General features: G+C 62.0%; 25 protein-coding genes and 1 pseudogene. 7 read left to right on the top strand and 19 right to left on the bottom strand.

The features are described from left to right. Positions 1 to 3: 3 nt before the first annotated feature. The 3 genes from murI to purB form a co-directional block, all read right to left on the bottom strand. Positions 4 to 795 (bottom strand): glutamate racemase, encoded by a 792-nt coding sequence (gene murI / locus CHC01_RS14635; protein WP_089265665.1) that lies wholly within the window; start codon positions 793 to 795, stop codon positions 4 to 6. A gap of 309 nt (positions 796 to 1104) precedes the next feature. After that, positions 1105 to 1659, bottom strand: a complete 555-nt coding sequence (locus CHC01_RS14630; protein WP_089265010.1) for an MOSC domain-containing protein — start codon at positions 1657 to 1659, stop codon at positions 1105 to 1107. An 82-nt stretch (positions 1660 to 1741) separates the two neighbouring features. Beyond that, entirely contained in the window at positions 1742 to 3052 is a 1311-nt protein-coding gene (gene purB / locus CHC01_RS14625; protein WP_089265009.1) for an adenylosuccinate lyase, read from the bottom strand. 206 nt (positions 3053 to 3258) lie between these two features. On the opposite strand from purB, the gene CHC01_RS14620 reads away from it, so the two are divergent. After that, positions 3259 to 4017, top strand: a complete 759-nt coding sequence (locus tag CHC01_RS14620; RefSeq protein WP_089265008.1) for a DUF3800 domain-containing protein — start codon at positions 3259 to 3261, stop codon at positions 4015 to 4017. 80 nt (positions 4018 to 4097) lie between these two features. On the opposite strand, the pseudogene CHC01_RS33090 reads toward CHC01_RS14620, so the two are convergent. The 3 genes and pseudogenes from CHC01_RS33090 to rpe all read right to left on the bottom strand — a co-directional run. Beyond that, a pseudogene (locus tag CHC01_RS33090) lies at positions 4098 to 4279 on the bottom strand (ribulose-phosphate 3-epimerase); the annotation flags it as partial. Further along, a complete protein-coding gene (locus CHC01_RS14615) occupies positions 4279 to 5067 on the bottom strand; it encodes a DUF2259 domain-containing protein (RefSeq protein WP_089265007.1) in 789 nt (262 codons plus the stop codon). The gene CHC01_RS14615 and the pseudogene CHC01_RS33090, both read right to left, overlap by 1 nt. A 541-nt stretch (positions 5068 to 5608) precedes the next feature. Beyond that, positions 5609 to 6310: a ribulose-phosphate 3-epimerase gene (gene rpe / locus CHC01_RS14610; RefSeq protein WP_089265006.1), complete on the bottom strand. Its 702-nt coding sequence runs from the start codon at positions 6308 to 6310 to the stop codon at positions 5609 to 5611. A gap of 278 nt (positions 6311 to 6588) precedes the next feature. Between rpe and CHC01_RS14600 the strand changes: the two genes are divergently transcribed. Next, positions 6589 to 7338: an EF-hand domain-containing protein gene (locus tag CHC01_RS14600; RefSeq protein WP_089265664.1), complete on the top strand. Its 750-nt coding sequence runs from the start codon at positions 6589 to 6591 to the stop codon at positions 7336 to 7338. On the opposite strand, the gene CHC01_RS14595 is transcribed toward CHC01_RS14600, so the two are convergent. Both CHC01_RS14595 and CHC01_RS14590 read right to left on the bottom strand, forming a co-directional pair. After that, a complete protein-coding gene (locus CHC01_RS14595; RefSeq protein ID WP_089265004.1) occupies positions 7303 to 7554 on the bottom strand; it encodes a KTSC domain-containing protein in 252 nt (83 codons plus the stop codon). The two genes, CHC01_RS14600 and CHC01_RS14595, sit on opposite strands and share 36 nt — an antisense overlap. A gap of 65 nt (positions 7555 to 7619) precedes the next feature. After that, positions 7620 to 8612: a P1 family peptidase gene (locus tag CHC01_RS14590; RefSeq protein WP_089265003.1), complete on the bottom strand. Its 993-nt coding sequence runs from the start codon at positions 8610 to 8612 to the stop codon at positions 7620 to 7622. Positions 8613 to 8750: 138 nt separating this feature from the next. On the opposite strand from CHC01_RS14590, the gene CHC01_RS14585 reads away from it, so the two are divergent. After that, positions 8751 to 9485, top strand: coding sequence for a cytochrome c biogenesis CcdA family protein (locus CHC01_RS14585; RefSeq protein ID WP_176454598.1), 735 nt, complete (start codon positions 8751 to 8753; stop codon positions 9483 to 9485). Between the two features lie 60 nt (positions 9486 to 9545). Here the strand turns inward: CHC01_RS14585 and CHC01_RS32580 are convergent, their stop codons facing one another. Next, positions 9546 to 9686, bottom strand: coding sequence for a hypothetical protein (locus tag CHC01_RS32580; protein ID WP_176454597.1), 141 nt, complete (start codon positions 9684 to 9686; stop codon positions 9546 to 9548). A 196-nt stretch (positions 9687 to 9882) separates the two neighbouring features. On the opposite strand from CHC01_RS32580, the gene CHC01_RS14580 reads away from it, so the two are divergent. Beyond that, the gene (locus tag CHC01_RS14580) at positions 9883 to 10548 is read left to right on the top strand and encodes an outer membrane protein (protein WP_244558365.1); all 666 of its coding nucleotides are present in this window, start codon (positions 9883 to 9885) and stop codon (positions 10546 to 10548) included. A gap of 205 nt (positions 10549 to 10753) precedes the next feature. Here the strand turns inward: CHC01_RS14580 and CHC01_RS14575 are convergent, their stop codons facing one another. Then, positions 10754 to 11416, bottom strand: a complete 663-nt coding sequence (locus CHC01_RS14575; protein WP_089265002.1) for a DUF3313 domain-containing protein — start codon at positions 11414 to 11416, stop codon at positions 10754 to 10756. Between the two features lie 84 nt (positions 11417 to 11500). After that, positions 11501 to 12070, bottom strand: a complete 570-nt coding sequence (locus CHC01_RS14570) for a DUF2147 domain-containing protein (protein WP_089265001.1) — start codon at positions 12068 to 12070, stop codon at positions 11501 to 11503. A 230-nt stretch (positions 12071 to 12300) separates the two neighbouring features. Between CHC01_RS14570 and CHC01_RS14565 the strand changes: the two genes are divergently transcribed. Then, positions 12301 to 12975, top strand: coding sequence for a TetR/AcrR family transcriptional regulator (locus CHC01_RS14565; protein ID WP_068736006.1), 675 nt, complete (start codon positions 12301 to 12303; stop codon positions 12973 to 12975). 154 nt (positions 12976 to 13129) lie between these two features. Here CHC01_RS14565 and CHC01_RS14560 read toward each other — a convergent pair whose 3' ends face one another. The 6 genes from CHC01_RS14560 to CHC01_RS14535 form a co-directional block, all read right to left on the bottom strand. Beyond that, entirely contained in the window at positions 13130 to 14245 is a 1116-nt protein-coding gene (locus CHC01_RS14560) for a branched-chain amino acid ABC transporter substrate-binding protein (protein WP_089265000.1), read from the bottom strand. 210 nt (positions 14246 to 14455) lie between these two features. Then, on the bottom strand, positions 14456 to 15565 hold the full coding sequence (locus CHC01_RS14555) for a branched-chain amino acid ABC transporter substrate-binding protein (protein ID WP_089264999.1): 1110 nt from the start codon (positions 15563 to 15565) through the stop codon (positions 14456 to 14458). 147 nt (positions 15566 to 15712) lie between these two features. Then, positions 15713 to 16435 (bottom strand): ABC transporter ATP-binding protein, encoded by a 723-nt coding sequence (locus CHC01_RS14550; protein ID WP_089264998.1) that lies wholly within the window; start codon positions 16433 to 16435, stop codon positions 15713 to 15715. 11 nt (positions 16436 to 16446) lie between these two features. Further along, a complete protein-coding gene (locus tag CHC01_RS14545; protein WP_089264997.1) occupies positions 16447 to 17277 on the bottom strand; it encodes an ABC transporter ATP-binding protein in 831 nt (276 codons plus the stop codon). Next, positions 17274 to 18596 carry a high-affinity branched-chain amino acid ABC transporter permease LivM gene (livM, locus tag CHC01_RS14540; protein ID WP_089264996.1) on the bottom strand — a complete coding sequence of 441 codons (1323 nt, stop codon included), beginning with the start codon at positions 18594 to 18596 and terminating at the stop codon, positions 17274 to 17276. Before livM ends, CHC01_RS14545 begins: the two co-directional genes overlap by 4 nt. Before the next feature lie 10 nt (positions 18597 to 18606). After that, positions 18607 to 19524, bottom strand: a complete 918-nt coding sequence (locus CHC01_RS14535; protein WP_089264995.1) for an ABC transporter permease subunit — start codon at positions 19522 to 19524, stop codon at positions 18607 to 18609. Positions 19525 to 19842: 318 nt separating this feature from the next. Between CHC01_RS14535 and CHC01_RS32575 the strand changes: the two genes are divergently transcribed. Beyond that, entirely contained in the window at positions 19843 to 19995 is a 153-nt protein-coding gene (locus CHC01_RS32575; protein WP_170849538.1) for a hypothetical protein, read from the top strand. 237 nt (positions 19996 to 20232) lie between these two features. Then, entirely contained in the window at positions 20233 to 20844 is a 612-nt protein-coding gene (locus CHC01_RS14530) for a hypothetical protein (RefSeq protein WP_244558364.1), read from the top strand. Positions 20845 to 20856: 12 nt separating this feature from the next. On the opposite strand, the gene CHC01_RS14525 is transcribed toward CHC01_RS14530, so the two are convergent. Further along, positions 20857 to 21246, bottom strand: a complete 390-nt coding sequence (locus tag CHC01_RS14525) for a carboxymuconolactone decarboxylase family protein (protein ID WP_089264994.1) — start codon at positions 21244 to 21246, stop codon at positions 20857 to 20859. 13 nt (positions 21247 to 21259) lie between these two features. Next, positions 21260 to 22039: a 3-oxoadipate enol-lactonase gene (gene pcaD / locus CHC01_RS14520; protein WP_089264993.1), complete on the bottom strand. Its 780-nt coding sequence runs from the start codon at positions 22037 to 22039 to the stop codon at positions 21260 to 21262. Between the last annotated feature and the right edge of the window lie 21 nt (positions 22040 to 22060).

Raw genomic sequence — 22060 nt, 5'->3', positions numbered from 1 at the left:
TCGCTAGGCCGCGACCTGTCCGCCGAAGAACGGCGCCAGTGCTTCCGGCCAGGCATGGCGCTTGCCGGAGGTGTAGAGCAGCACGGCATCGCCGGGTGGCACGCCGGGCTGATGATCGCCGATCAGGCCGACCACGCGGCGTGCGATTGCCGGGGCCGGATCGATCCATGCCACCGGCCACGGCGCGATGCGATTGAGGTGGTCGAGCAACAGCGGATAATGCGTACAAGCCAGCACGATGGTGTCGGTGCGGGCACCGGCGGCGTCCTGCACGAAGCAGGGCGCGATCTCGCGAAACAGATCGGCGTCGTCGATGCCTTGGCCGCCGAGTGCGCCTTCCGCCAGTGCGGCGAGTTCGGCGGAGCCGACCAGCGTGACGATGCAGCCGCCGCCGAATTCGCGGATCAGCGTCTGGGTATATTCGCGCTTCACGGTGCCTGACGTGCCGAGCACGGAGACGCGCTTGCTGACCGAGCGCGCGCAGGCCGGCTTGATCGCCGGCACGGTGCCGACAAAGGGCACGGCATAGGCGGCGCGCAGATGGCTGAGCACCAGCGTCGAGGCGGTGTTGCAGGCGATCACCACGAGATCCGGCTGGTGCGCAACGATCAGCTCGCCCATCAGCGGCACCACGCGGCCGATCAGCGCCTCCTCGGTGTGCTGGCCGTAGGGAAAGAACGCGTCATCGGCCACATAGACATAGCGGGCATCCGGACGCGCCTTGGCGATCTCGCGCTGGACGGTGAGGCCGCCGAGACCGGAGTCGAACACAAGGATGGTGGGACGCGTCGGCATCATGAGAGCCTAGGGGAGGATGGTTACTGCGGAGTTGCTGCGGGTCTGGCAATCAAGACAGGGGCATTCGGGCTTTTTCGGGAAGGGCGGCGCGTTCTTAACCTCTCCCCGCTCTGCGCGGGGAGAGGTCGCCGCGACTTCGCGGCGGGTGAGGGGCATGGCACGCGGCCAGCCCCATATCGTTCTCTTTCGAAGCGCAATCTTCGACCCGCGAGCGAACCGCGTGGGAGAGGCCATTGCCTCGCCCCTCATCCCAACCTTCTCCCCGTGCAGAACGGGGAGAAGGAGCACACGGGCGCTTGCGGTTGGCTACACCGGCTCCAACGGCCGTCGCTGACCTTCCGGCAGCTCAACGTCTATCGCATCGCCGGCCGCAACCTCGCCATTCGACACCACGATCGCCATCACTCCGGCCTTGCAGATCACGTGGCCATCAGCATCGCGATCTTGCGTCGCGGCCTTCAATCCCTGCTGAAAGCGATCCATCAGCACGCACGGCTCGCGCAGCCCGGTGAGTTCGATCACGGCACTCGCGCCGAGATGCAGCCGCGTGCCGGTCGGCAGTGCGGCGAGGTCGATATCCGATGTGGTGACATTCTCGCCGAGATCGCCGGGCTGGATCGTGAAGCCCTTGGCGCGCAATTCGTCGAACAGCTCGCACGGGATCAGATGCACCTGGCGCAGGTTCGGCTTGCCGGGATCGCGGCGACGGTCGTAACGGTGCTTCACCGTCGCGCCCATATGGCCGTCGCCTTCGACGCCGAGACCCGCGAGCAGGCGAATGCTCAGGCTTGGCGTCTTGCTGAAGTGATGACCGCGCCGCAGACATACGGCGACGATGTAGCCAGTGGACTCCGTCCTCATGGTGAGGAGGCGCCGCTTCGGCGCCGTCTCGAACCATGGCGTGTGGCGCTCATCCTTCGAGACGCGACGAAGACGTCGCTCCTCAGGATGAGGTACCGAACACGCGCTTGAAGATCGTGTCCACATGCTTGAGGTGATAGCCGAGGTCGAACTTCTCGGAGATCTCGTCGTCGGTGAGATATTTCTTCACCTCGGGATCGTTCTTCAGCAGTGTCTGGAAGTCGCCTTCGCCGCGCCACACCGGCATGGCGTTGCGCTGCACCAGCTTGTAGCTGTCCTCGCGCGATGCGCCCTTCTGCGTCAAGGCGATCAGCACGCGCTGCGAATGCACGAGGCCGCCGAGGCGGTCGAGATTCTTCTGCATGTTGGCGGGATAGACCAGCAGCTTCTCGATCACGCCGGCCATGCGGTTGAGCGCGAAGTCGAGCGTCACCGTGGCGTCGGGGCCGAACATGCGCTCGGCCGAGGAGTGCGAGATATCGCGCTCGTGCCACAGCACGACGTTTTCCAGCGCCGGCGTCACATAGGCGCGCACCATGCGGGCGAGACCGGTGATGTTCTCGGTGAGCACCGGGTTGCGCTTGTGCGGCATCGCCGACGAGCCCTTCTGGCCCTCGGAGAAGAACTCCTCGGCTTCCAGCACCTCGGTGCGCTGCATGTGGCGGATTTCGACGGCGAGGCGTTCCATGGACGAGGCGATGACGCCGAGCGTGGCGAAGAACATCGCATGGCGATCGCGCGGGATCACCTGGGTCGAGATCGGCTCCGGCACGAGGCCCATCGCTTTCGCGACATGCTCTTCGACGCGCGGATCGATCTGCGCGAAGGTGCCGACGGCGCCGGAGATCGCGCAGGTGGCGACTTCCTTGCGCGCGGCGACGAGGCGCTCGCGGTTACGGGTGAATTCGGCATAGGCATAAGCGAGCTTGAGACCGAAAGTGACCGGCTCGGCATGGATGCCATGGGATCGGCCGATGGTCGGCGTCATCTTGTGCTCGAAGGCGCGGGTCTTCAGCGCCGCGAGCAGGCGGTCGATATCGGCGATCAGGATATCGGCGCAGCGCGTGAGCTGCACATTGAGGCAGGTGTCGAGCACATCCGACGAGGTCATGCCCTGATGCACGAAGCGCGCTTCCGGGCCGACGATCTCGGCGAGGTGGGTCAGGAAGGCGATGACGTCATGCTTGGTCTCGCGCTCGATCTCGTCGATGCGCTCCACATTGAAGGTGGCATCCTTGGCCTTGGCCCAGATCGTCTTCGCTGCATCCTTCGGAATGGTGCCCAGTTCCGCCAGCGCATCGGCGGCATGCGCCTCGATCTCGAACCAGATCTTGAAGCGGGTCTGCGGCTCCCAAATGGAGGCCATTTCCGGACGGGTATAGCGAGGGATCATGGGCAACTCGGACGTATGAGGGATTTCGGCCGCGGTTTAGCAGATGGGACCGGGAGAGGAAACCGGGAAGGAGCACAAGTACTCGGATAACGCCTGAAATACCTGCTAGTTATTGAGCCGAACGCAATCTACCGGCTGTTGAAGAAAACGGTCTCAGCCTCCGAACGTCCCGCGTTCCGGCGTTTTTAAGTAAGGAGATCGGTTGAATGCTGGCCCATATTGATGCGAGCGGGAATATGGGGCAGCAGCCAGTTTATGTCATGGCTGGCTATTTCGCGCCTGTTAATTCGTGGGAGACATTTTCGCGAGATTGGCGGGTTGCCTTAGAAACTCCGCGGTCTGCTCAGGTGATCAAGGCGTCGCATCTGATGGCCTGTGACAAGGCTTTCAAGGGTTGGAGCGCCGACGAACGTGATCAAAAATTGAAGGTGTTGGCGACTGTCATCAATCGACATGTTCTGGGATCAATAAATATTGTCGTGCCGGTAGAGTCTTGGCGTAAGCATTTCAAAGGCAAGTTAGATAGGGGCTATCATGATCGCCCTTACTACTTCGCTGTTCATAATTTGATGGCCACCTTGGTCAAGTATGCCCATTTCAAAGGCATGAATACCAAGATTGATTTCGTATTTGATTCCGAAGACGCCGAGCCGATTGCAGAGATTCAGTCGACGTACGCTGATTTTGTAAGAACGGCGCCACCGCATTTCAGGCCTTATCTCGGCGGAGCTCCTATTTTTCGCAAAGATGAGGACGTGTTGCCATTGCAGGCGGCGGACCTATTGGCTTGGCACGTTCGAAGGGCTTACGTCGAAGCTCAACGAAAGACCCCCCGTTCGGACACGAGCGTTATTGATCGTGAGCTCTTCTCAGATTGTGAGCGCGTCGAATGTAAGTGGACAGACGCTCACTTGGAGGGCGCTGCAAAATTCATACTCTCGCGGCGAACTTGGATATCACACTGAAATTTAAGCGGACGTGGTTCTCACACGATCTCCCCACGCGCCTTCAGCGCTTCGCTTCGTATCGCATCAATATTCGCCTTTTAGCTCTCCATCGTACCGCCTTTGAATACGGCGGAGCCCGCGACGAACGCATTCGCGCCGGCGCCACAAGCTGTCTGGCCACGGTTGCCGACGCACCGCCATAGACTTCGATGTCCATTGGTCTGGCCGCGGTTACAGCGAAGAGGTCTCTGATAATGCCGACGGCCGACGGCATTTCCGCTATCGCGGCGCCAACCTCGTTGTCACCGCCATGAACCGTCGGTTAGGCCCTGCATGGAATTGATGGGCGTCCACGGTCTCCACCAGCACCGCCAGCGTCTGCGTGCCGTCTTTGGCGTGGTGATGATAGACATCGGCAATTCCGTAGGCGGTCACGCAGCGCCGGCGTTTCGGCAGTTGCTTGTCCTGCTGCAGCGTGATGGGCGCGGTGCCATCGATGCTCAGTTGCAGTGTCATGCCGGTGACGATGACGCTGCCAAAGGTGCCGCGGCCGCCGGCGCCGTAACATGACGCCTTGCCGAGGGCCTGATCGGAGAGCGTCAGTGTCAGCTTGCGGCCATCGCGCAGCGTGATGTCCTGCCGGGTCGCCAGCGGCTGCGGGTCCATCTGATAGATGCCGATCTCGTCGAGATTCATCGAGGGCTTACCAGCGAAGCGCGTGCCGGGCTCGGTAATACCAAGCTTGCCCAGCAGCGGCTTGGCCTTGGCCATCAGCTCGGCGCGCACGGCATCGACCTCGCGCTCGTCATCGTCCTTAGTACGGATGGAGAAGGGCGTGCCCTTCGCAAAGTCGTCGGTGCGCGTGTCGATCACCTGGATCTCGGCGACGATCTCGGTCGCATCATAGAGCTGCGTATAGTGCTCGAAGGCGAAATGCGCGCTGTCCGGCGAGAAGCCGATCACTTTGCGCGCGGCGGCATCACCGGCCTGCGCCGTGCCGAGCAAGGCGAGCGAGAGCAGGGGAACGAGCAGGAGGCGGTGAAAGCCGGCGATTGAATGCTGTGTCATCCCGGTTGGTCGCACCACGCGCCGCGAAGTTCATGGCTATATGGGTCTTCGCAGGTATTGACAACATTCCTTTAAGGATTATTATCCGAATTGTCCGGTTCGCGAGGGGCGCTTCTAGAGGCGTCTTGAGGTGGAACAGGGACGCGGCGCCTGCGGGCGGGAGGGAGACGTTCCCTCACGCACTCGGGAGGCCTTGGGTCACCGTCCGGCCCCACTACGGGGGTCTGCCACTCATGCTGGCTGGACGTGGCATTGGTGAACGGCGGGAAACCGTCGGGATAAGCGGACTGCGGAGGTCTGCGCCTTTGCCCGGAAGAACGGTCCCGGGGACAGAAATCGCCGCGGTGGCGCGCCGTGAGGCGTTGCGCGGTTGCAGCTTGCCGGCGTTCCGGCGGAGCGGATCGCGACAGAAACCACCCCTTGCGCCTCACGGCGCGCTGCCACCCCTCATCGTTTGAGGGGGACTGCTCACACCTCGGACGCGCAAGCGCCGCGAGAATGCGAGAGCGTGGCTGTTTGAAATTTGAATCGGGAGAAGCGACTACACCATCTCGCCGCGCGCATTCGCTGCCGCCGCGCGGATGCCGTCGATATTGGCCTTGTAGCTCTCCACCGTGCCGCCCTTGAATACGGCCGAGCCGGCGACGAAGGCATTGGCCCCCGCTGCGGCGAGTTGCCCGGCGACTGCAGCGGACACGCCACCGTCAACTTCGATGTCGATCGGACGGCCCGCGGTCATCGCGCGCAGGTCCGAGATCTTGCCGAGCGCGGACGGAATGAAGGCCTGACCGCCGAAGCCGGGATTGACCGACATCACCAGCACGAGATCGACGAGATCGATCACATATTCGATGGCCGAGAGTGGCGTGCCGGGATTGAGCGAGACGCCGGCCTTCTTGCCGAGCGCGCGGATCGCCTGCAGCGAGCGATGCAGATGCGGGCCCGCCTCGGCATGGACGGTGATGTGATCGCAGCCGGCCTTGGCGAAGGCTTCGAGATAGGGATCGCATGGTGCGATCATCAGATGCGCGTCGAAGATCTTCTTTGTGTGCGGGCGCATCGCCTTGATGACGTCGGGGCCGTAGGAAATGTTCGGCACGAAATGGCCGTCCATCACGTCGAGATGCATCCAGTCGGCGCCGGCGGCATCCACGGCGCGGACCTCTTCGCCAAGCCTCGCGAAATCAGCCGCCAGGATGGACGGGGCGATCACCAGCGGGCGGGGCGTGAAGCTCTGGGACATCGGGTTTCCTGAACGTTTTTGGGCGGCGGCGAATGGACCGCCTCGCGTAACATGGGGCCGGGGGACGGGCAACGCGCCAGCCACGGCCGCGCCATCGACGCGCTGCAGCAGGATAGTCCCGGCACATTCTGCCGCAAGGGCACGATTTGCCGGGAAACGCGCGTGGCCCGTGCGACCAAGCCCGTTGTTTTATCGAACTTTTTTCGCTGGCATGGGGCTTGCTCCATGTTCCCCAGGGAATTCACGCCGCACGCTGCGGCATGATCAGGAATTTGACGATGCTGCCAGCCCTTGCTGCTGCCACCACCGCGATCGATGCGCTGCAGGCACTCACCAGGTCGAAGTCGAAGGCCGCGACCACCACGACCGGTGTCACCCAGAAGACCGCCAGCCCGTTCGATGTCGCCAGCACGTCGACGGCGGCGAGCGCCACGTCATCGACGGCAACCTCCGCCACCAGCAGCACGAACAGTTCCTACAAGCTGGCCCCGGGCACCATGAGCACGCTGCTCGATGCCCAGAGCCAGCCCGCAACGGCAGCCTCTGAGGCGAAACGAGCCGACTCGCTGAAAAGACTGATGGGGATGCTCGACAGCGACGGCAGCGGCGGCATCAGCAAGGCGGAGTTCGAGAAGAAGCTCGGCGCCGGCGGCACCAACACTGCCAATGCCGACAAGGTATTCGCCGAACTCGACAAGAACGGTGACGGCTCGGTCAATATCGATGAACTGAGCCCGGCGCTGAATGGCGGCAAGGCACATCACGCCGGCGGCGGCGGTATGGGCGGTGGATCTGGTGGTGGCTCTGACACTGCTGGTTCGACCACAACGACCACGGTAAATGCTGATGGCAGCACCACGACGTCTATCGCATATGCGGACGGATCGACGGTGAGTTCGACCACGGCCGTCCCCACGTCGTCCACGTCATCAACCGCAAGCTCGTCCTATAACGCGATCGAAAAGATGATCGCGCGTCAGGCGCAGCAGATCTCAAACGCGAAGTCGACGCTGGCGATCAGCGCCTGATCTGCGTTCCGATCCCGAACGCGCCAGTTCGCGATAGGCGAAGCGATCACGAATACGATGATTGAAGAACGCGCCGCGTGACGCGGCGCTGCTGAAGGCCGCGTGAACTTCCGGCGGCACCTGCGCATAAGCATACCGGCGGCCGCTGGTGAAGGTGATGCGTAGTTCGCGGCTCACCGCATCATAAGTGACATGTCGAATCGCAGTCGACGGCATCGCAATCCTCCGAATGTCTCTTGGGTAGAAACGATTACCGGAGCGATTGGTTGCGCAGCGATGACCTAGTTCCGGTCGCGAAACGCTGGAAGCGCGCCCGGAAACGGCAGTGCTGTCGCTTCATACACACCACGCGCGATGGCGCGGGCGATCATATTGCCCGCGATCATGCCGAGCTCGGTCAAGCCCACCAGCGGATCGATCGGCTTCTCGCCCGTCGCGGCCGCAAACACGATGTCGCCGTCGAGCGGCGCATGCACCGGATAGATCGCGCGCGCAAATCCGGTCTGCGCCATCATGGCGAGACGCCGGGCCTGCGCCTTGGTCAGGATTGCATCGGTAACAATGACGGCGAGTGTCGTGTTCTCGATCGAGGTTGCCGCCGGACCGCCTTTGATACGCATCTCCAGCATCTCGGGTTTCAACTTGTCGGGCATGCCGTGTCCGCCGAACTCATTGCCGACTTCGAATGGCGCCGCCCAGAAGTGTGGGCCATCGCCGATGGTGACGCTGCCGACCGCATTGACTGCCGCGAGTGCGGCGACGCGCACGCCCGATGGCGTGACGGCGGAGGCCGAGCCGAGGCCGCCCTTGTAGTTGACTGTCGTGGCCCCGAGCCCCGCGCCGACGCTGCCGAGCTTGAAGCCATCGCTGGCGGCCGCCGCGGCGGCGTAGCCGAGATCGCGATAGGGCGGGAAGCGGCCCCAGGCCTTGTCGCCGCCATTGAGCAGGTCGAACAGGATCGCGCCTGGCACGATGGGGATAACGGCATTGCCGATCTGGTAGCCGCGGCCCTGTTCGGCGAGCCAGGCCTGTACGCCGCCGCCGGCTTCGAGGCCGAAGGCCGAGCCGCCGGCCAGCGCGAGGCCGTGGATCGCGTCCACAGTGTTCACAGGATCGAGCAGGGCGCTTTCGCGCGTACCCGGTCCGCCGCCGCGTATGTCCACGGAGGCCACGGCCGGTTCGTCGAACAGGATGGCGGTGACGCCGGAGGCCAGTTGGGCGTCGTCCGCGTGGCCGACGCGAACGCCGGGGATATCGGTGAGCAGGTTCTTCATGGCGGTTCCCTCTTGGCCCGACCAGACCGCAGCAAGGCTGCCCGGTCAACCGATCACGCATGATCACAACAGCCGGAAGTGGCGGGCATTTGATCCATCCCGCTTGCATCCCGTCATGTCAGCAGTGCATCTAGCCGCATGATCTCCGATGTCACGATCCCCGCCGCATTGATTGCCGGCATTGTCTCGTTTCTGTCGCCCTGCGTGCTGCCGCTGGTGCCGCCCTATCTCATCTATCTCACGGGCGCGACCATCGAGCACGTCGCCAATGACGAGCAGGAAGCGGCCTCCAGGCGCGCGGTGATGATCTCGGCTGGCATGTTTGTGCTGGGCTTCTCCACGGTGTTCGTGGCGCTCGGCGCCAGCGCCAGCCTGGTCGGCAGCGTAGTCCGCTCCTATGCGGCGGAACTGTCAATCGTTGCCGGCATCCTGATCATCCTGATGGGCCTGCATTTCCTCGGCCTCACGCGCATCGGGCTGCTGATGCGCGAGGGACGCCTGAGCATGCCCAGGCCCGTGGGGCTGTGGGGCGCCTATGTGATGGGTCTGGCTTTTGCGTTTGGCTGGACGCCGTGCATCGGACCTATCCTTGCGGCGATCCTGTCGGTGGCGGCGGCAGAAGCAACGGTGACCAAGGGCGCGGGATTGCTCGCGGTCTATTCCCTCGGCCTCGGCATCCCGTTCCTAATCGCGGCCTTCATGGTGGAGCAATTCTCCAGCATGTTCGCACGCATGAAGAAGCATCTTGTCCATGTCGAGCGCGCCATGGGCGTGCTGATGGTGATCACCGGCATCGCGTTTCTCACCGGCGCCGTGTCGAATGCCAGCATCTGGCTGCTTGAGACGTTTCCCGCGCTGCAGAATTTCGGCTAGGCGCATCAATCGCCGAGCCTGTCATCGGTCCCTCGCCATCACGGCGTTCTGCGCACCGTTCTAGACCAGATCCCCGATGTCGAATGCCGACAGCGTGCCGAGCTTCGGCGTGGCCGTGCCGTCGGCGTCAGCCTTATGCGTCGCGTATGGGTGCGCGGTGATCGGGAAGCGACGTCTCGTCTGCTCCGGAATGTCATCCATCACGATGCATCGGACGGCCTCGGCGCCCGGCAGGGCCGACGACGCGACCTTCGACCGAATTGCGTTCGATCATCCGATCCCTTGCATTTCGGCTTGCAGTCTCAGACGGCTGAGATTAATAGTACGATATAGTTTGATTAATGGCCGGCGGTCATTTTCGGGCTTGGGTGATCAGCAATGTGGGGAGATCGGGTCCATGACCCTCGAAAACTCGATGAATAACTGGAAGACGACTTCTGCTTTGGTCCTGGCGGTTACCATTGCTGCGGGCGCCGTGCATGCGGCGGATCTGCCGTATCGCAAGGCCGATCCGGTTTATGCGCCGGCGCTGCCACCAGCCTTTTCGTGGACCGGCTTCTATGCCGGTGCCAGTGTGGGCGGCGGTTTCAGCGGCACTGATGCTTTCAACAGCTATCTGGGAGCGAGCGGCGGCAAGGCCGATGGCGTCGTTGGCGGCCTTCAGGTCGGCTACAATTATCAGGTGTCGTCGCGGTTCGTGGTCGGTATCGAGAACGACTTTATGGCTTCGGGCCTCAAGACGGGCCGCAATGGCATCAACGAAGTGAGTTTGCCATTCTACGGGACGGGCCGCGGTCGTGCGGGCGTCACGTTCATGGATTCACATCTGCTCGTCTACGGCACCGGCGGCATGGCTTTCGGAGAGGTGAAGGACTCAGGGATCGACAAGATGCGCATCGGCTGGACCGCTGGTGGCGGCGTTGAATGGGCTTTTCGGCAGAACTGGTCGGCCAAGGTCGAATATCTCTACACCGACCTCTACAGGAACCTCAAAAAGGATGACTTGCCGGATCGCACCCAGAAATTCCAAACGATCACCGTCGGTGTGAACTATCATTTCTGATCTGTTCAAGCTGATGTCTTTGGCCGATTGCGATTGATCTGCGCCAAACGTGACGAGACCAAGAGCCTGGCTGCGAGGCTGGCTCTTGGTCATCGGCGTGTCGTCGTTATCGGGACCCGACGGTTTGTCGGTAACAGATGAAACCGTACGCTCGTTCAACGTTGTTCTGATCACGCGACAGCGACGAAGCCGATACGATGTGGCATCATCTCATTTGTGCGATCAGCGCATCTGCGCCCTGGTCGATCCCGGTTTCTGCCGCGGTCAATGGTCCGACGGTTGCCTTGATGTTGGTCGGCTTCGGATATTGCTTGGTGACGAACGCGCTAAGCAGGCGGGAAGTGGCGGCATCGAAGATCTCGACGGCATAGATGACAGAGCCCGTCATCGATCCCTCGCCATCGCGGGCCGCCTGTACGCCGTTGTAGACGAGGCCCCCAACGTCGATCCGCGACAGGGTGCCGAGCACCGGCGTGGTCTTGACGGCGCCGGTCAGCGTCAGCCTCACACGTAGTGTATTTGGCCCTCGCTGATTTGCGAGCGCGAAGCGGCTGCCCAGCTTCTCCGCGAAACGCGCCTGCATGGTGCGCGCAAGCGATGCCTTGTCCTCTTCGGTCATGTCACCGAATTGCTGGTCCGGACCCCGGTAGATCACGATCGGTTCGATGATCACCTTGTTGTAGGAGCGCCAGTCCACTGTGGTGGAGTAACGATACGGAATACGACCGGACGTATCGGACGGATTCGGTGCCAGTTGGGATGACGAAGCGACATCTGAATAGGGCACCGGCGCTATGCTTGCGCATCCCGCCAAGGCAGCGCAGAACGCGAGGACCGCCAGACGATCCACCCGCGAGAGTGTGTACATCTCAAGCTCCAGTTTAGATATTTTGGGTCAATGTGATGAAGGCGGTCGCACCGATACGACGTGGTATCGGAAGCTCCGCAGCCGCTATTTGCTGGCGCGTGTCGTGGTCGGCGGTTTTGCTTGGGCCGTCGGCATCCACTCCTTATCGGCCTTGGGACCGTTCGGATCGCCTGTCATGCCCACCAACTGTCCGGGCACGGCATTCGTGGTTTGAGTCCAGGTCTGCGTGGCGCAGAAAATCGACATCATGCAGCCCTTGACCTTCAGGTCGATCGCCTCACGCCACAGCGAGATCTCGTAGGATTTGCCGTTCTCTGCATTGTAGATCTGGCCTTCAAAGCGCCCCGCCGGGTTGAGCTTCAGGCCCATGATCAATTGGTGACCGAGAACGGGTCGGGATTGCTTCGTCTTGTCGGGATTGTTCAGGTCTTTGAGTGGTTGCCCGTTCGCATCGTTGGGCTCTTTGGCCCAGACGATATAGCCGCAAATCTGCTCCAGCTTCGATCCGCAGCGTTCAATGCGTATGCGCGCGCGGCCATCTTCTGTGAGCCATGTGCCGCTCGGATCGGCTGGTGCTGCCGCGACGGGGCTGACGAGAGCCATCTGGCATATGGCGAGAGCGGTACGCACGACTATTCGGGAAACCAATGTCATCTGTCTCATATCTGGTCCTCGGATCACGAAAAGCGCTGGAGCCCGTATTCCCGCGAGGGCTGCCGCTCTTTCGTTACCTCTACAAGATTAATCAAACGATACCGTACTATTTATACTCTACCGTGCGCCGTCGCAAGCCTATATGCGGTGAAATCGAATGATCGATTGCGCGGGCCGGGTGGTAAAAGCAGTCGGGAAGCGTGCAGAGAATGCCCGGAGAGAAAGCCAAGATGACTGTTGCCAAGGCCAAGCCGAGCAAAGCCGCGCCACGAAGCAGCGGGCGGCCGACGAAGGAACAGGCCGGGCGCATTACCGACCACATCGTCGAGGTGGCGAGAGGGCTCTTCCTGGAGTCGAGTTTCGAGGCGATCAGCGTCGATCTGATCGCGGCGACAGCGCGGATCTCGAAGCAGACCTTCTATGCCCGCTTTGCCTCCAAGGAGGCGCTGTATGCGGCGGTGATCCGGAAGGGAACGAATGATCTTCTCAAGCCGGCGGTCACCGACTCCAATCGCGACGGTCCGATCGAAGCGACCTTGGTCAAACTCGGACTGGAGCTTTCAAAGCGTGCACTCGCGCCGGCGGCCATCGCGCTGGAACGGCTGGTGATGGCCGAAGCACATCAATTCCCGGAGTTGGCGTCTGCCTATCACGGGACTGGCCTTCACGTGCGAGAGCAGATCGCCGGCATTTTCACCAACGCCATGCGCGACGGACAGATACGATCAGGGGATGCCAGCTTCATCGCCGAGCAGTTCGTCTACGCGGTGGCCGATGGGCCTGTGCGAGCCATGGTCCTCAGCGGCAAGATCGTCAAATCGGAGAAGGAGTTGCGCGAGCGTGTCACCGCCGCCGTCAGGCTGTTTCTGGATGGATGTCGCGATCGTCCTGCGCGGCACAGCTAGATCAGTCCGGACTCCGGCCAGCATGGTGTCCAATGCAGGCATCTGGCTGCTGGAAACGTTTCCAGTGTTGCAGAATTTTGAGTGAGGCTTTCTTTACCTCGCCCCGCCTGGCGAAGCTTCACTTCGCCAGGCGGGGAGAGGTTAGAAAAGCGCCTCAGGTTCCCTTCGCGTCGATCTGGGTGTAGTTGCCCTTGGCGTCCCACTTATAGACGACGTAGTCGATCGCCTTGATGTCGCCCTTGGCGTCAAACGCCATCTTGCCGAGCACGGTGTCCCATTCGCCGGCCTTGATCACATCCATCACCTTCTTGGTGTCGGTGGAGCCGGCCTTGGCAACGGCCTGCGACCAGACCTGGAACGCTGCATAGGTGTAGAGCGTGTAGCCTTCGGGATCGATGTTCTTGGCCTTGAACTTCTCGACGATCGCCTTCGCGGTCGGCTTGTTGCGCGGGTCCGGGCCGAAGGTGAACAGCGTGCCTTCTGCCGCGGGGCCTGTGATGGAGGCGAATTCCTTGTCGTTCATGGCGTCGCCGGCCATCAATATGGTCTTAAGGCCCTGGTCGCGCATCTGGCGCAGAATGAGACCGGCTTCCTGGTGATAGCCGCCGACATAAACCAGATCGATATTGTCGCGCTTCAGGCGCGAGACGATCGAGTTGAAGTCCTTGTCGCCCTTGTTGTAGCTCTCGAACATCTTTTCGGTGAAGCCGGCCTTGTTGAGTGCCTTCTTGGTCTCGTCGGCGAGACCCTTCCCGTAAGTGGTCTTGTCGTTGAGGATCGCGACGTTCTTGCCCTTGAAGTTCTTGGCAATGTAATCGGCGGCAACGAGGCCCTGCTGGTCGTCACGGCCGCAGACGCGCAGCACATTGGCGAGCTTGCGTTCGGTGAACAGCGGGTTGGTCGAAGCCGGCGTGATCTGCAGCACATTGCCATCGGCATAGGCTTCGGAGGCCGGGATCGACGATGACGAGCAGAAGTGGCCGGCGACGAACGGCACCTTGGAGCTCGCGAACTTTTCGGCGATCGAGCGCGCCTGTTTGGGATCGCAGGCATCGTCACCAACCTGTAGCGCCAGCTTCTTGCCGAGCACGCCGCCAGCGGCGTTGAGATCGGCCACAGCCTGGTCGGCGCCGTTCTTCATCTGGCGGCCGAAGGCCGATTCGCCGCCCGTCATCGGGCCGGCGACCGCGACGTTGATGTCCTGCGCAAAAGCTGCGGTTGAGAGCAGCGACGCGGCAAAGGCCAGGCCGATTACATTCAATGGTTTCATGGGGATGATCCTCGCAAAGAGTTTTCGGCCACAAACGCAATCGGCCGCCCGAACGATAGGATCATTCTCAACTTATTTTGATGCCGAGTCATCGGCAATTTTCGGCCGCAGACAGCCTGCCTGTGACTCCGACTGCGGCAGGTCGTCGCAAGCGCTTTCGCGAGCCGAGCCGCACCTCTGGCTGTGCGCAGAGAGGTGCGGCCTGCAGGCTTATTGCTTCAGTTCGGCGTAGTCGCCCTTGGCGTCCCACTTGTAGACGACATAGTCGATCGCCTTGATGTCGCCCTTGGCGTCGAACGCCAGCTTGCCGAGTACGGTGTCCCATTCGCCGGCCTTGATCGTGTCCATCACCTTCTTGGTGTCTGTGGTGCCGGCCTTGGCGACGGCCTGCGACCAGACCTGGAACGCCGCATAGGTGTAGAGCGTGTAGCCCTCGGGATCGATGTTCTTGGCCTTGAAGCGGTCGACGATCGCCTTGGCGGTCGGCTTGTTGCGCGGGTCGGGGCCGAAGGTGAACAGCGTGCCTTCCGCAGCCGGGCCGGTGATCGAGGCGAACTCCTTGTCGTTGATGGCGTCGCCCGCCATCAGCACCGTCTTGAGGCCCTGATCGCGCATCTGGCGCACGATGAGGCCGGCTTCCTGGTGATAGCCGCCCACGTAAACCAGATCGATATTGTCGCGCTTCAGGCGCGAGACGATAGCATTAAAATCCTTGTCGCCCTTGTTGTAGCTCTCGAACATCTTCTCGGTAACGCCGGCCTTGTTCAGCGCCTTCCTGGTCTCGTCGGCGAGGCCTTTTCCATAGGTCGTCTTGTCGTTCAGGATCGCGATATTCTTGCCCTTGTAGTTCTTGGCAATGTACTCGCCGGCGACAAAACCCTGCTGGTCGTCGCGGCCGCAGACGCGTAGCACATTGGCGAGCTTGCGTTCGGTGAACAGCGGATTGGTCGAGCCCGGCGAGATCTGCAGCACATTGCCGTCGGCATAGGCCTCCGATGCCGGGATCGACGACGACGAACAATAGTGACCGGCGACGAACGGAATGCGCGCGCTGGCAAATTTCTCGGCAATCGAGCGCGCCTGCTTGGGATCGCACGCGTCATCGCCGACCTGTAGCGCCAGCTTCTTGTTCAACAGACCGCCGGCGGCGTTGATATCGGCGACGGCGAGTTCGGCGCCATTCTTGAACTGCCGGCCGAACGCCGATTCGCTGCCGGTCATCGATGATGCGACGGCGACAGGAATATCCTGTGCCAGTGCAACGGACGCCAGCGCAATCGAAGCACCCGCCGTCAGGCCGATGAGTTTGATGAATTTCATAGGAAGTCCCCGTGTTCCGTTCGAATGCAGACAAACGCGACGCCGTGACGGAATCGCGATTGGCGCATCATTCTACCTTCAAAATAGTGTCGATTGTTTGCATCGCTGTGCGTGTTCGATCGTCATGCGATGAAGCATATCGATCCGTCAGCCGTGCCGGCCGCCTTCGAGATAGGCGGAGCGGATTTCCGGGGCCTTCAGCAATTCGGCGCCGGTGCCTGACAGGGTGATCAACCCGTTGACCATGACGTAGCCGCGATGGGCCAGACGCAGCGCGTGATTGGCGTTCTGTTCGACGATCAGCACGGTCAGGCCGTCCTGCTTGTTGAGCACGCGGATCGCATCGAAAATCTGCTTGGCGATCAGCGGTGCCAGACCCAGCGACGGCTCGTCGAGCAGCAGCAGGCGCGGGCGGCTCATCAGTGCGCGGCCGATGGCCAGCATCTGCTGCTCGCCGCCGGACAGCGTGCCGCCGCGCTGGGTCATGCGCTCCTTGAGGCGCGGAAACAGCGTCAACACCTTGTCGAGGCTGACGGCGCGCTCGGCAGGACTGCTCTCATTGACGTCGGCGCCCATCTGCAGATTTTCCGCCACGCTCATACGCGGGAAAATCCGGCGGCCTTCCGGCGACTGCGCGATGCGCATCCGCGCGATCTCGTGGGTCGGTAGGTCGGTAATGTCCGTCCCGTGATAGGTGATCACGCCCGAGCGCGCCCGCGGCTTGCCGAAGATGGTCATCATCAGCGTCGACTTGCCGGCGCCGTTGGCGCCGATCAGTGCAACGATCTCGCCGTGCTTGATATCGAGATCGACACCTTTCAGCGCTTCGATCTTGCCATAGGATGCGTGCAGGCCGGCGATGGCGAGCATGGGGGCAGCGCTCACGTCTCGCCCTCCATCACCGCAATGGCTTCCTCTTCATCCGCGCCGAGATAGGCGGCGATGACTTTGGGATTGTCGCGGATCTGCTGCGGCGTTCCGTCGGCGATCTTCACACCGTAATCGAGCACGTTGATATGGTCGGAGATTTGCATCACGACGGACATGTCATGCTCGATGAGCAGGATCGATGTGCCATGTTCGGCGCGGATCTTGAGCAATAGCTCATTGAGTGCCGCGCTCTCGCGGGCATTGAGGCCGGCGGCGGGTTCATCGAGGCAGAGCAGTGCGGGTTCGGTACACATCGCACGCGCGATTTCGAGGCGGCGCTGGTCGCCATAAGGCAGGTTGCCGGCGGCATCGTCGGCGCGCTCCAGCAGGCCGATCTGATCGAGCCAGTAGCGCGCGAGGTCGATCGCAGCCTTCTCGGCGGCGCGATAGCTGGGCACGCCGAACAGGCCGAGAAGAGTGAAGCCCGAAGCGCGCATCAGCGTGTTGTGCTGCGCCACCATCAGGTTTTCCAGCGCGGTCATGCCGGGAAACAGCCGGATATTCTGGAAGGTGCGCGCGACCTTGGCGATCTTCGAGATGCGGAAGTCGTTCAGCCGCTCCAGCCGCCATTCACCATCGCTGTGGCGCAGCTTGATGGTGCCGGATGTCGGCTTGTAGAAGCCGGTGATGCAATTGAAGACGGTGGTCTTGCCGGCACCGTTGGGGCCGATCAGCGCTGTGATCTTGCCACGCTCGGCGGTGAAGGAGAGATCGTTGACGGCCACGATGCCGCCGAACCGCATCGTCAGATTCTCGACGCTGAGGATGTCGTTGATGTTCATCCGTGCCCCTCTTTGACGAGGTCGGACGAGATCACCGTGTTGCGTTCGAGAAAGACGGTTGGCGCGCGGTGGCCGATCAGGCCGCGCGGGCGCCAGATCATTAGCAGCACCATGGCGCCGCCGAACACCAGCATGCGGAATTGCTCAAGGCCTCTGAACAGTTCGAAGCCGCCGATCATCGCGAGCGCTGCGAGGGCCACGCCGAGTTGTGAGCCCATGCCGCCGAGCACGACGATGGCCAGCACCAGTGCGGATTCGTGGAAAGTGAAGGATTCCGGGCTGATGAAACCCTGACGGGTCGCAAAGAACGCGCCGGCGAAGCCGCCGAACATGGCGCCGGTGGCGAAGGCGGTGAGCTTCGTCGTCGTCGTATTGATGCCGAGCGCGCGGCAGGCGACTTCGTCTTCGCGCAGCGCCTCCCAGGCCCGGCCAATGGGTAGGCGGCGCAGGCGGATGGTGACCCAGTTGGTGAGCAGTGCGAGCGCGAGGATCAGATAGAACAGGAAGACGATGCGGTGGGTCGGCGAGAACTCGATGCCAAGGTGGTCAGCGAGGCCGCCATCGCCCGGCGTCAGCGGAATGCCGAACATGGTTGGACGCGGAATGCCGGAGATGCCGTTGGGACCACCGGTGAGAGTCTGCCAGTTGATGATGACGAGGCGGATGATCTCGCCAAAGGCCAGTGTAACGATGGCGAGGTAGTCGCCGCGCAGCCGCAGGACTGGAAAGCCGAGCAGCACACCGAAGAACGCCGCGAGGATACCGGCGAGTGGCAGGCAGATCCAGAACGACAGGCCGAAATTGGTGGCCAGCAGCGCGTAGGAATAGGCGCCGACGGCATAGAAGGCGACATAGCCGAGATCGAGAAGACCGGCGAGGCCGACCACCACATTCAGACCCCAGCCAAGCATCACGTAGGTCAGCACGAGAATGCCGAGATCGAGGATGTAACGCTCGTCGTAGAAGATCACCGGGACGAGAAAGGTGAAGATCAACAGCGCCGGCACCAGCGCACGGCCGGCGAAGGAAAATACTTTCTGCGCCGATGGCGGCACGACGCGCACGGTGTCCACCGGTCCCCACCAGTGGCGCAGCAACTCCATGACGATACTGCCGCCGAACACCACGGCGACCATGGCGGCGAGATCGCCGAAGCGCGTCCACCAGGTCAGTTGCCCGTCGGAGCCGGCCTCGGTGCGGATGCCGATCATCAGCGAGAACAGCACCAGCGCGACCAGTGCGGAGATCACGGCCTTCTTCAGGATGAATGCGGCGTCCGGCCCGCGGGCAGTCTTAGCTTGTGATGCGTTTGCTGCCACTTGGATCCCGTCAGACTTTTTCGACTTCGGGACGGCCGAGCAGGCCGGTCGGCAGGAAGATCAGCACCACGATCAGAATCGAAAAGGCGGCGACATCTTTGTATTCGGTGGAGAAGTAGGCGGCCCACAATGTCTCGATCAGGCCGATCAGCAAGCCGCCGAGCATGGCGCCAGGTAGCGAGCCGATGCCGCCGAGCACGGCGGCCGTGAAGGCCTTGATGCCGGCGACGAAGCCCATGAAGAAATCCACGAGGCCGTAATAGAGCAGGTACATCATGCCCGCGACCGCAGCCAAGGCTGCGCCGATCACGAAGGTCATGGAGATGGTGCGGTCCACATCGACGCCGAGCAGCGAGGCCATGGTCTGGTCCTGCTCGCAGGCGCGCATGTCGCGGCCGAGGCGCGTGCGCGCGACCAGCCAGGTGAACAGCGCCAGCAGCACGATGGTGGTGATGACGACGATGATCTGGATGTTGGACAAGCGTACGGCGAAACCGTCGGCGCCTTCATGCAGTGTGTAGCCGCCGGTGATGATCGGTGGCACCGGCTTGACGCGGGCGCCCTGTGCGACCTGCGAGAAATTGGTCAGCACAAAAGACATGCCGATCGCTGACAGCATCGGCGCTAGGCGGAAGGAATGGCGCAGGGGACGGTAGGCGATGCGCTCGATGGTCCAGCCATAGAGCGAGGTGATGGCCATCGAGACCAGGAGCACCAGCAGCAGGATCACCGGCACCGCGGTAAGGCCGATCGACACCAGGATGAGAAAAGTGATCAGCGCGATGAAGCCGCCGATCATGAAGATATCGCCATGGGCGAAATTGATCATGCCGACGATGCCGTAGACCATCGTGTAGCCGATCGCGATCAGGCCATAGATGGAGCCGAGCACGAGACCGTTGATCAGTTGCTGGGCGAAATAATCCATGCGCTGCCGAATTCGAGTGAGGCGCCACCATGATCCGGCAGCCGGATCATTGCGTCGTTGTATCGTTTTCTAACAGCGGCCATTGGAGGCGGCAACAGGGGCTGGTGCGGCTAAAGTAGCCTGTACATGCTGTTTTTCGCGGCGATTGGCGTCCGTTCGCTTGCGCCGCAGCGCACACAAATCCGCGCCTTATTTGCGGCTGTTCCGGTGTCACAGTTGCGCCGCGCAACGGCCTTGCAATCATCACGCGGGAACCGAAACGAAGATCGGGGCTGCACGTTGTTGGGCGTTGAATGGTTCAACACAGGAGATTGAAGAATGTCCAATCAGAACCAGCAAAAGCCCGGTCAGCAGAAGCCAGGCCAGCAGAGCCAGAACCCCGGGCAGCAGGGCCAGAAGCCCGGTCAGCAGCAGGGCGGTGGAATGAAGCCCGACCACGAGCAGGACCCGGGCCGGCAGGGCCAGAGATAGGCCGTCAGGCAGACATCAATCGAGATTTGGGTCGTTCTCAGCGACCCATGTGGAAGGCCCCGCCGAAAGGCGGGGCTTTTCGTTTGGCAAGTCCTGATCGTATTCCCCCGCCGTTATCCCGGCAATTTTCGAATTAAGGTTACCAATTGGTTTACATTGTCCGTCTGATTGAACGGGCGTTACGTCGGCGCAGGCGTGCGACTCCTGCGAGTCGCCGGCAGAGCGGTGGACGACGTGATGGATCAGAGAAGCGCAGACCAGACCGGAGCCCATCAGGGTGGAACTCTCCAGGCTGGCACGTTTCAGACCGGTACGTTTCAGACTTGGCGGATCAGCACGTTCACGGGCGCGCTGATCGCCTGCTATTTCATCCCGACCTGGACCATCTTTGCATTCCGCATCATGGTCTCGCCGATCCAGGGCTTCTATGAGCGCCCCAATATTTCACTGGCGCTGTTTCTCAGCGACTACATGCAATTTTCCAGCATGGGCACGGTGCGCTATGCGTGGCTGCTCGCCGTCGGCAAGCTGACGGTGGTTGCTTTCTTCACGGTATTCCTGGTGTTCATCACACGGCCGAAAATCCGCAAGACGGGCGGCTGCGATGAGGCGTTGATGATGGCGCTCGGTATCGGCGGCGTGATCTCGTTCGCCAGCATGATCATGGCATCAAAGGTCGGCGAGATCGTCGCTATGCGGCTGCACATCACAGAATTGCTGCTGCTGCTGGGCACCGCGGTGCTGATGGCGATCGAGCCGCCGCTGCGTCGCGAGGCGGCGCAGGAGCTCGATCCCGGGCAGCCGGGCAAGGCAGCCAACGACGCGGAGCTTTTACAGAAGGTCGCCTAAATAAAAGGTCGCCTAAATGGCCAGCCCTAGCTCTTTAATAATCGCGCCGGCTTCCTTGGTGGCGTGATTGGCCGCCGGGACGCCGCAATAGATCGCCTGCTGCAGCAGGATTTCCTTGATGTCATCCGGTGTGAAGCCGCCTTCGGTGAGGGCGGCGCGCACATGCATGCGGAATTCGTCCCACTGGCCGAGCGCGAGCATAGTGCCGATCACCAATACGCGGCGCGTGCGGTCATCGAAATGCGGCCGCGTCCAGATCTCGCCCCAGGCGTAGCGGCTGATCAGGTCGAGAAAATCCGCATTGAATGCGTTCTTGCCGGCGGCCGATTTGTCGACCCAGGCATTGCCGAGAACCTTGCGGCGTTTTGTGGTGCCTTCGGCGGCGCGCTGTTGCTCGTCCATCTTAGGTCTCCGTTCAGCGCTGCGTCAGGAAGCCAACTACGGCGTCAGTGAAGGCGTAAGGCTGTTCGACGTTCGAGATGTGTGCGGCATCCAAGAGCGTCATGCTGGCGCCGGGGATGTTGCTGCGGATCAGTTCACCAGCCGCAACCGGTGTTGCGTTGTCCTGACGGCCGGCGATCACCAGCGTTGGGCTTTTGATCTTGGGCAGCAGCGCGCGCTGATCGAGCGTGCTCAGCGCCTCGCAGGCAGCAAGATAGCCTTCGACCGGTGAGGCGATCAGCATCGCCTTCATCTTCGCGGTGGTTTCGGGTTCGCGCTCGCGGAAATCGGCGGTGAGCCAGCCGCCGATCACTGCGTCCGCAACCGAAGCCAGGCCACCCTCGCGCACCGCCTTGATGCGGTTGTGCCAGTTGGTCGGATCCGGATAGTAGCAGCTGGTGTTGGCCAGGATGATCTTGTTGAAACGCTCAGGCGCGTTGGCGCCGAGCCATTGGCCGACCATGCCGCCCATCGACAACCCGCACCAATGCACCTTATCGATGTTGAGGTCGTCGAGGATCGCCAGCACGTCCTTGCCGTAGCGCTCCATCGAGGTCGGGCCGTTCATGCCGGACTTGCCGTGGCCGCGGCGATCGTAGCGGATCACGCGAAACAGCTTTGTCAGCGCCGGCATCTGCGGCTCCCACATTGCCATGGTGCAGCCAAGCGAATTCGACATCATCAGCGTCGGCCCGCTGTCGCGGCCCTCCACGGAGACATTCAGCAGGCAGCCGTCGGCATCGATCATGGGCATGGTGTGTCTCCCGAGTTTCTT

The organism is Tardiphaga sp. OK246 (assembly GCF_900188215.1).
Taxonomy (GTDB): Bacteria; Pseudomonadota; Alphaproteobacteria; order Rhizobiales; family Xanthobacteraceae; genus Tardiphaga; species Tardiphaga robiniae.
The sequence above is the reverse complement of the archived record's forward strand: the minus strand, read 5'-3'. Positions and strand labels throughout refer to the sequence as shown.

Excerpts from the sequence above, each read along its gene's own strand:
- murI (WP_089265665.1), bottom strand. The coding sequence starts at position 795 with ATGCCGACGCGTCCCACCATCCTTGTGTTCGACTCCGGTCTCGGCGGC.
- CHC01_RS14630 (WP_089265010.1), bottom strand. The coding sequence starts at position 1,659 with ATGAGGACGGAGTCCACTGGCTACATCGTCGCCGTATGTCTGCGGCGC.
- purB (WP_089265009.1), bottom strand. The coding sequence starts at position 3,052 with ATGATCCCTCGCTATACCCGTCCGGAAATGGCCTCCATTTGGGAGCCG.
- CHC01_RS14620 (WP_089265008.1), top strand. The coding sequence starts at position 3,259 with ATGCTGGCCCATATTGATGCGAGCGGGAATATGGGGCAGCAGCCAGTT.
- CHC01_RS14615 (WP_089265007.1), bottom strand. The coding sequence starts at position 5,067 with ATGACACAGCATTCAATCGCCGGCTTTCACCGCCTCCTGCTCGTTCCC.
- rpe (WP_089265006.1), bottom strand. The coding sequence starts at position 6,310 with ATGTCCCAGAGCTTCACGCCCCGCCCGCTGGTGATCGCCCCGTCCATC.
- CHC01_RS14600 (WP_089265664.1), top strand. The coding sequence starts at position 6,589 with ATGCTGCCAGCCCTTGCTGCTGCCACCACCGCGATCGATGCGCTGCAG.
- CHC01_RS14595 (WP_089265004.1), bottom strand. The coding sequence starts at position 7,554 with ATGCCGTCGACTGCGATTCGACATGTCACTTATGATGCGGTGAGCCGC.
- CHC01_RS14590 (WP_089265003.1), bottom strand. The coding sequence starts at position 8,612 with ATGAAGAACCTGCTCACCGATATCCCCGGCGTTCGCGTCGGCCACGCG.
- CHC01_RS14585 (WP_176454598.1), top strand. The coding sequence starts at position 8,751 with ATGATCTCCGATGTCACGATCCCCGCCGCATTGATTGCCGGCATTGTC.
- CHC01_RS32580 (WP_176454597.1), bottom strand. The coding sequence starts at position 9,686 with ATGGATGACATTCCGGAGCAGACGAGACGTCGCTTCCCGATCACCGCG.
- CHC01_RS14580 (WP_244558365.1), top strand. The coding sequence starts at position 9,883 with ATGACCCTCGAAAACTCGATGAATAACTGGAAGACGACTTCTGCTTTG.
- CHC01_RS14575 (WP_089265002.1), bottom strand. The coding sequence starts at position 11,416 with ATGTACACACTCTCGCGGGTGGATCGTCTGGCGGTCCTCGCGTTCTGC.
- CHC01_RS14570 (WP_089265001.1), bottom strand. The coding sequence starts at position 12,070 with ATGACATTGGTTTCCCGAATAGTCGTGCGTACCGCTCTCGCCATATGC.
- CHC01_RS14565 (WP_068736006.1), top strand. The coding sequence starts at position 12,301 with ATGACTGTTGCCAAGGCCAAGCCGAGCAAAGCCGCGCCACGAAGCAGC.
- CHC01_RS14560 (WP_089265000.1), bottom strand. The coding sequence starts at position 14,245 with ATGAAACCATTGAATGTAATCGGCCTGGCCTTTGCCGCGTCGCTGCTC.
- CHC01_RS14555 (WP_089264999.1), bottom strand. The coding sequence starts at position 15,565 with ATGAAATTCATCAAACTCATCGGCCTGACGGCGGGTGCTTCGATTGCG.
- CHC01_RS14550 (WP_089264998.1), bottom strand. The coding sequence starts at position 16,435 with ATGCTCGCCATCGCCGGCCTGCACGCATCCTATGGCAAGATCGAAGCG.
- CHC01_RS14545 (WP_089264997.1), bottom strand. The coding sequence starts at position 17,277 with ATGAACATCAACGACATCCTCAGCGTCGAGAATCTGACGATGCGGTTC.
- CHC01_RS14535 (WP_089264995.1), bottom strand. The coding sequence starts at position 19,524 with ATGGATTATTTCGCCCAGCAACTGATCAACGGTCTCGTGCTCGGCTCC.
- CHC01_RS32575 (WP_170849538.1), top strand. The coding sequence starts at position 19,843 with ATGTCCAATCAGAACCAGCAAAAGCCCGGTCAGCAGAAGCCAGGCCAG.
- CHC01_RS14530 (WP_244558364.1), top strand. The coding sequence starts at position 20,233 with ATGGATCAGAGAAGCGCAGACCAGACCGGAGCCCATCAGGGTGGAACT.
- CHC01_RS14525 (WP_089264994.1), bottom strand. The coding sequence starts at position 21,246 with ATGGACGAGCAACAGCGCGCCGCCGAAGGCACCACAAAACGCCGCAAG.
- pcaD (WP_089264993.1), bottom strand. The coding sequence starts at position 22,039 with ATGCCCATGATCGATGCCGACGGCTGCCTGCTGAATGTCTCCGTGGAG.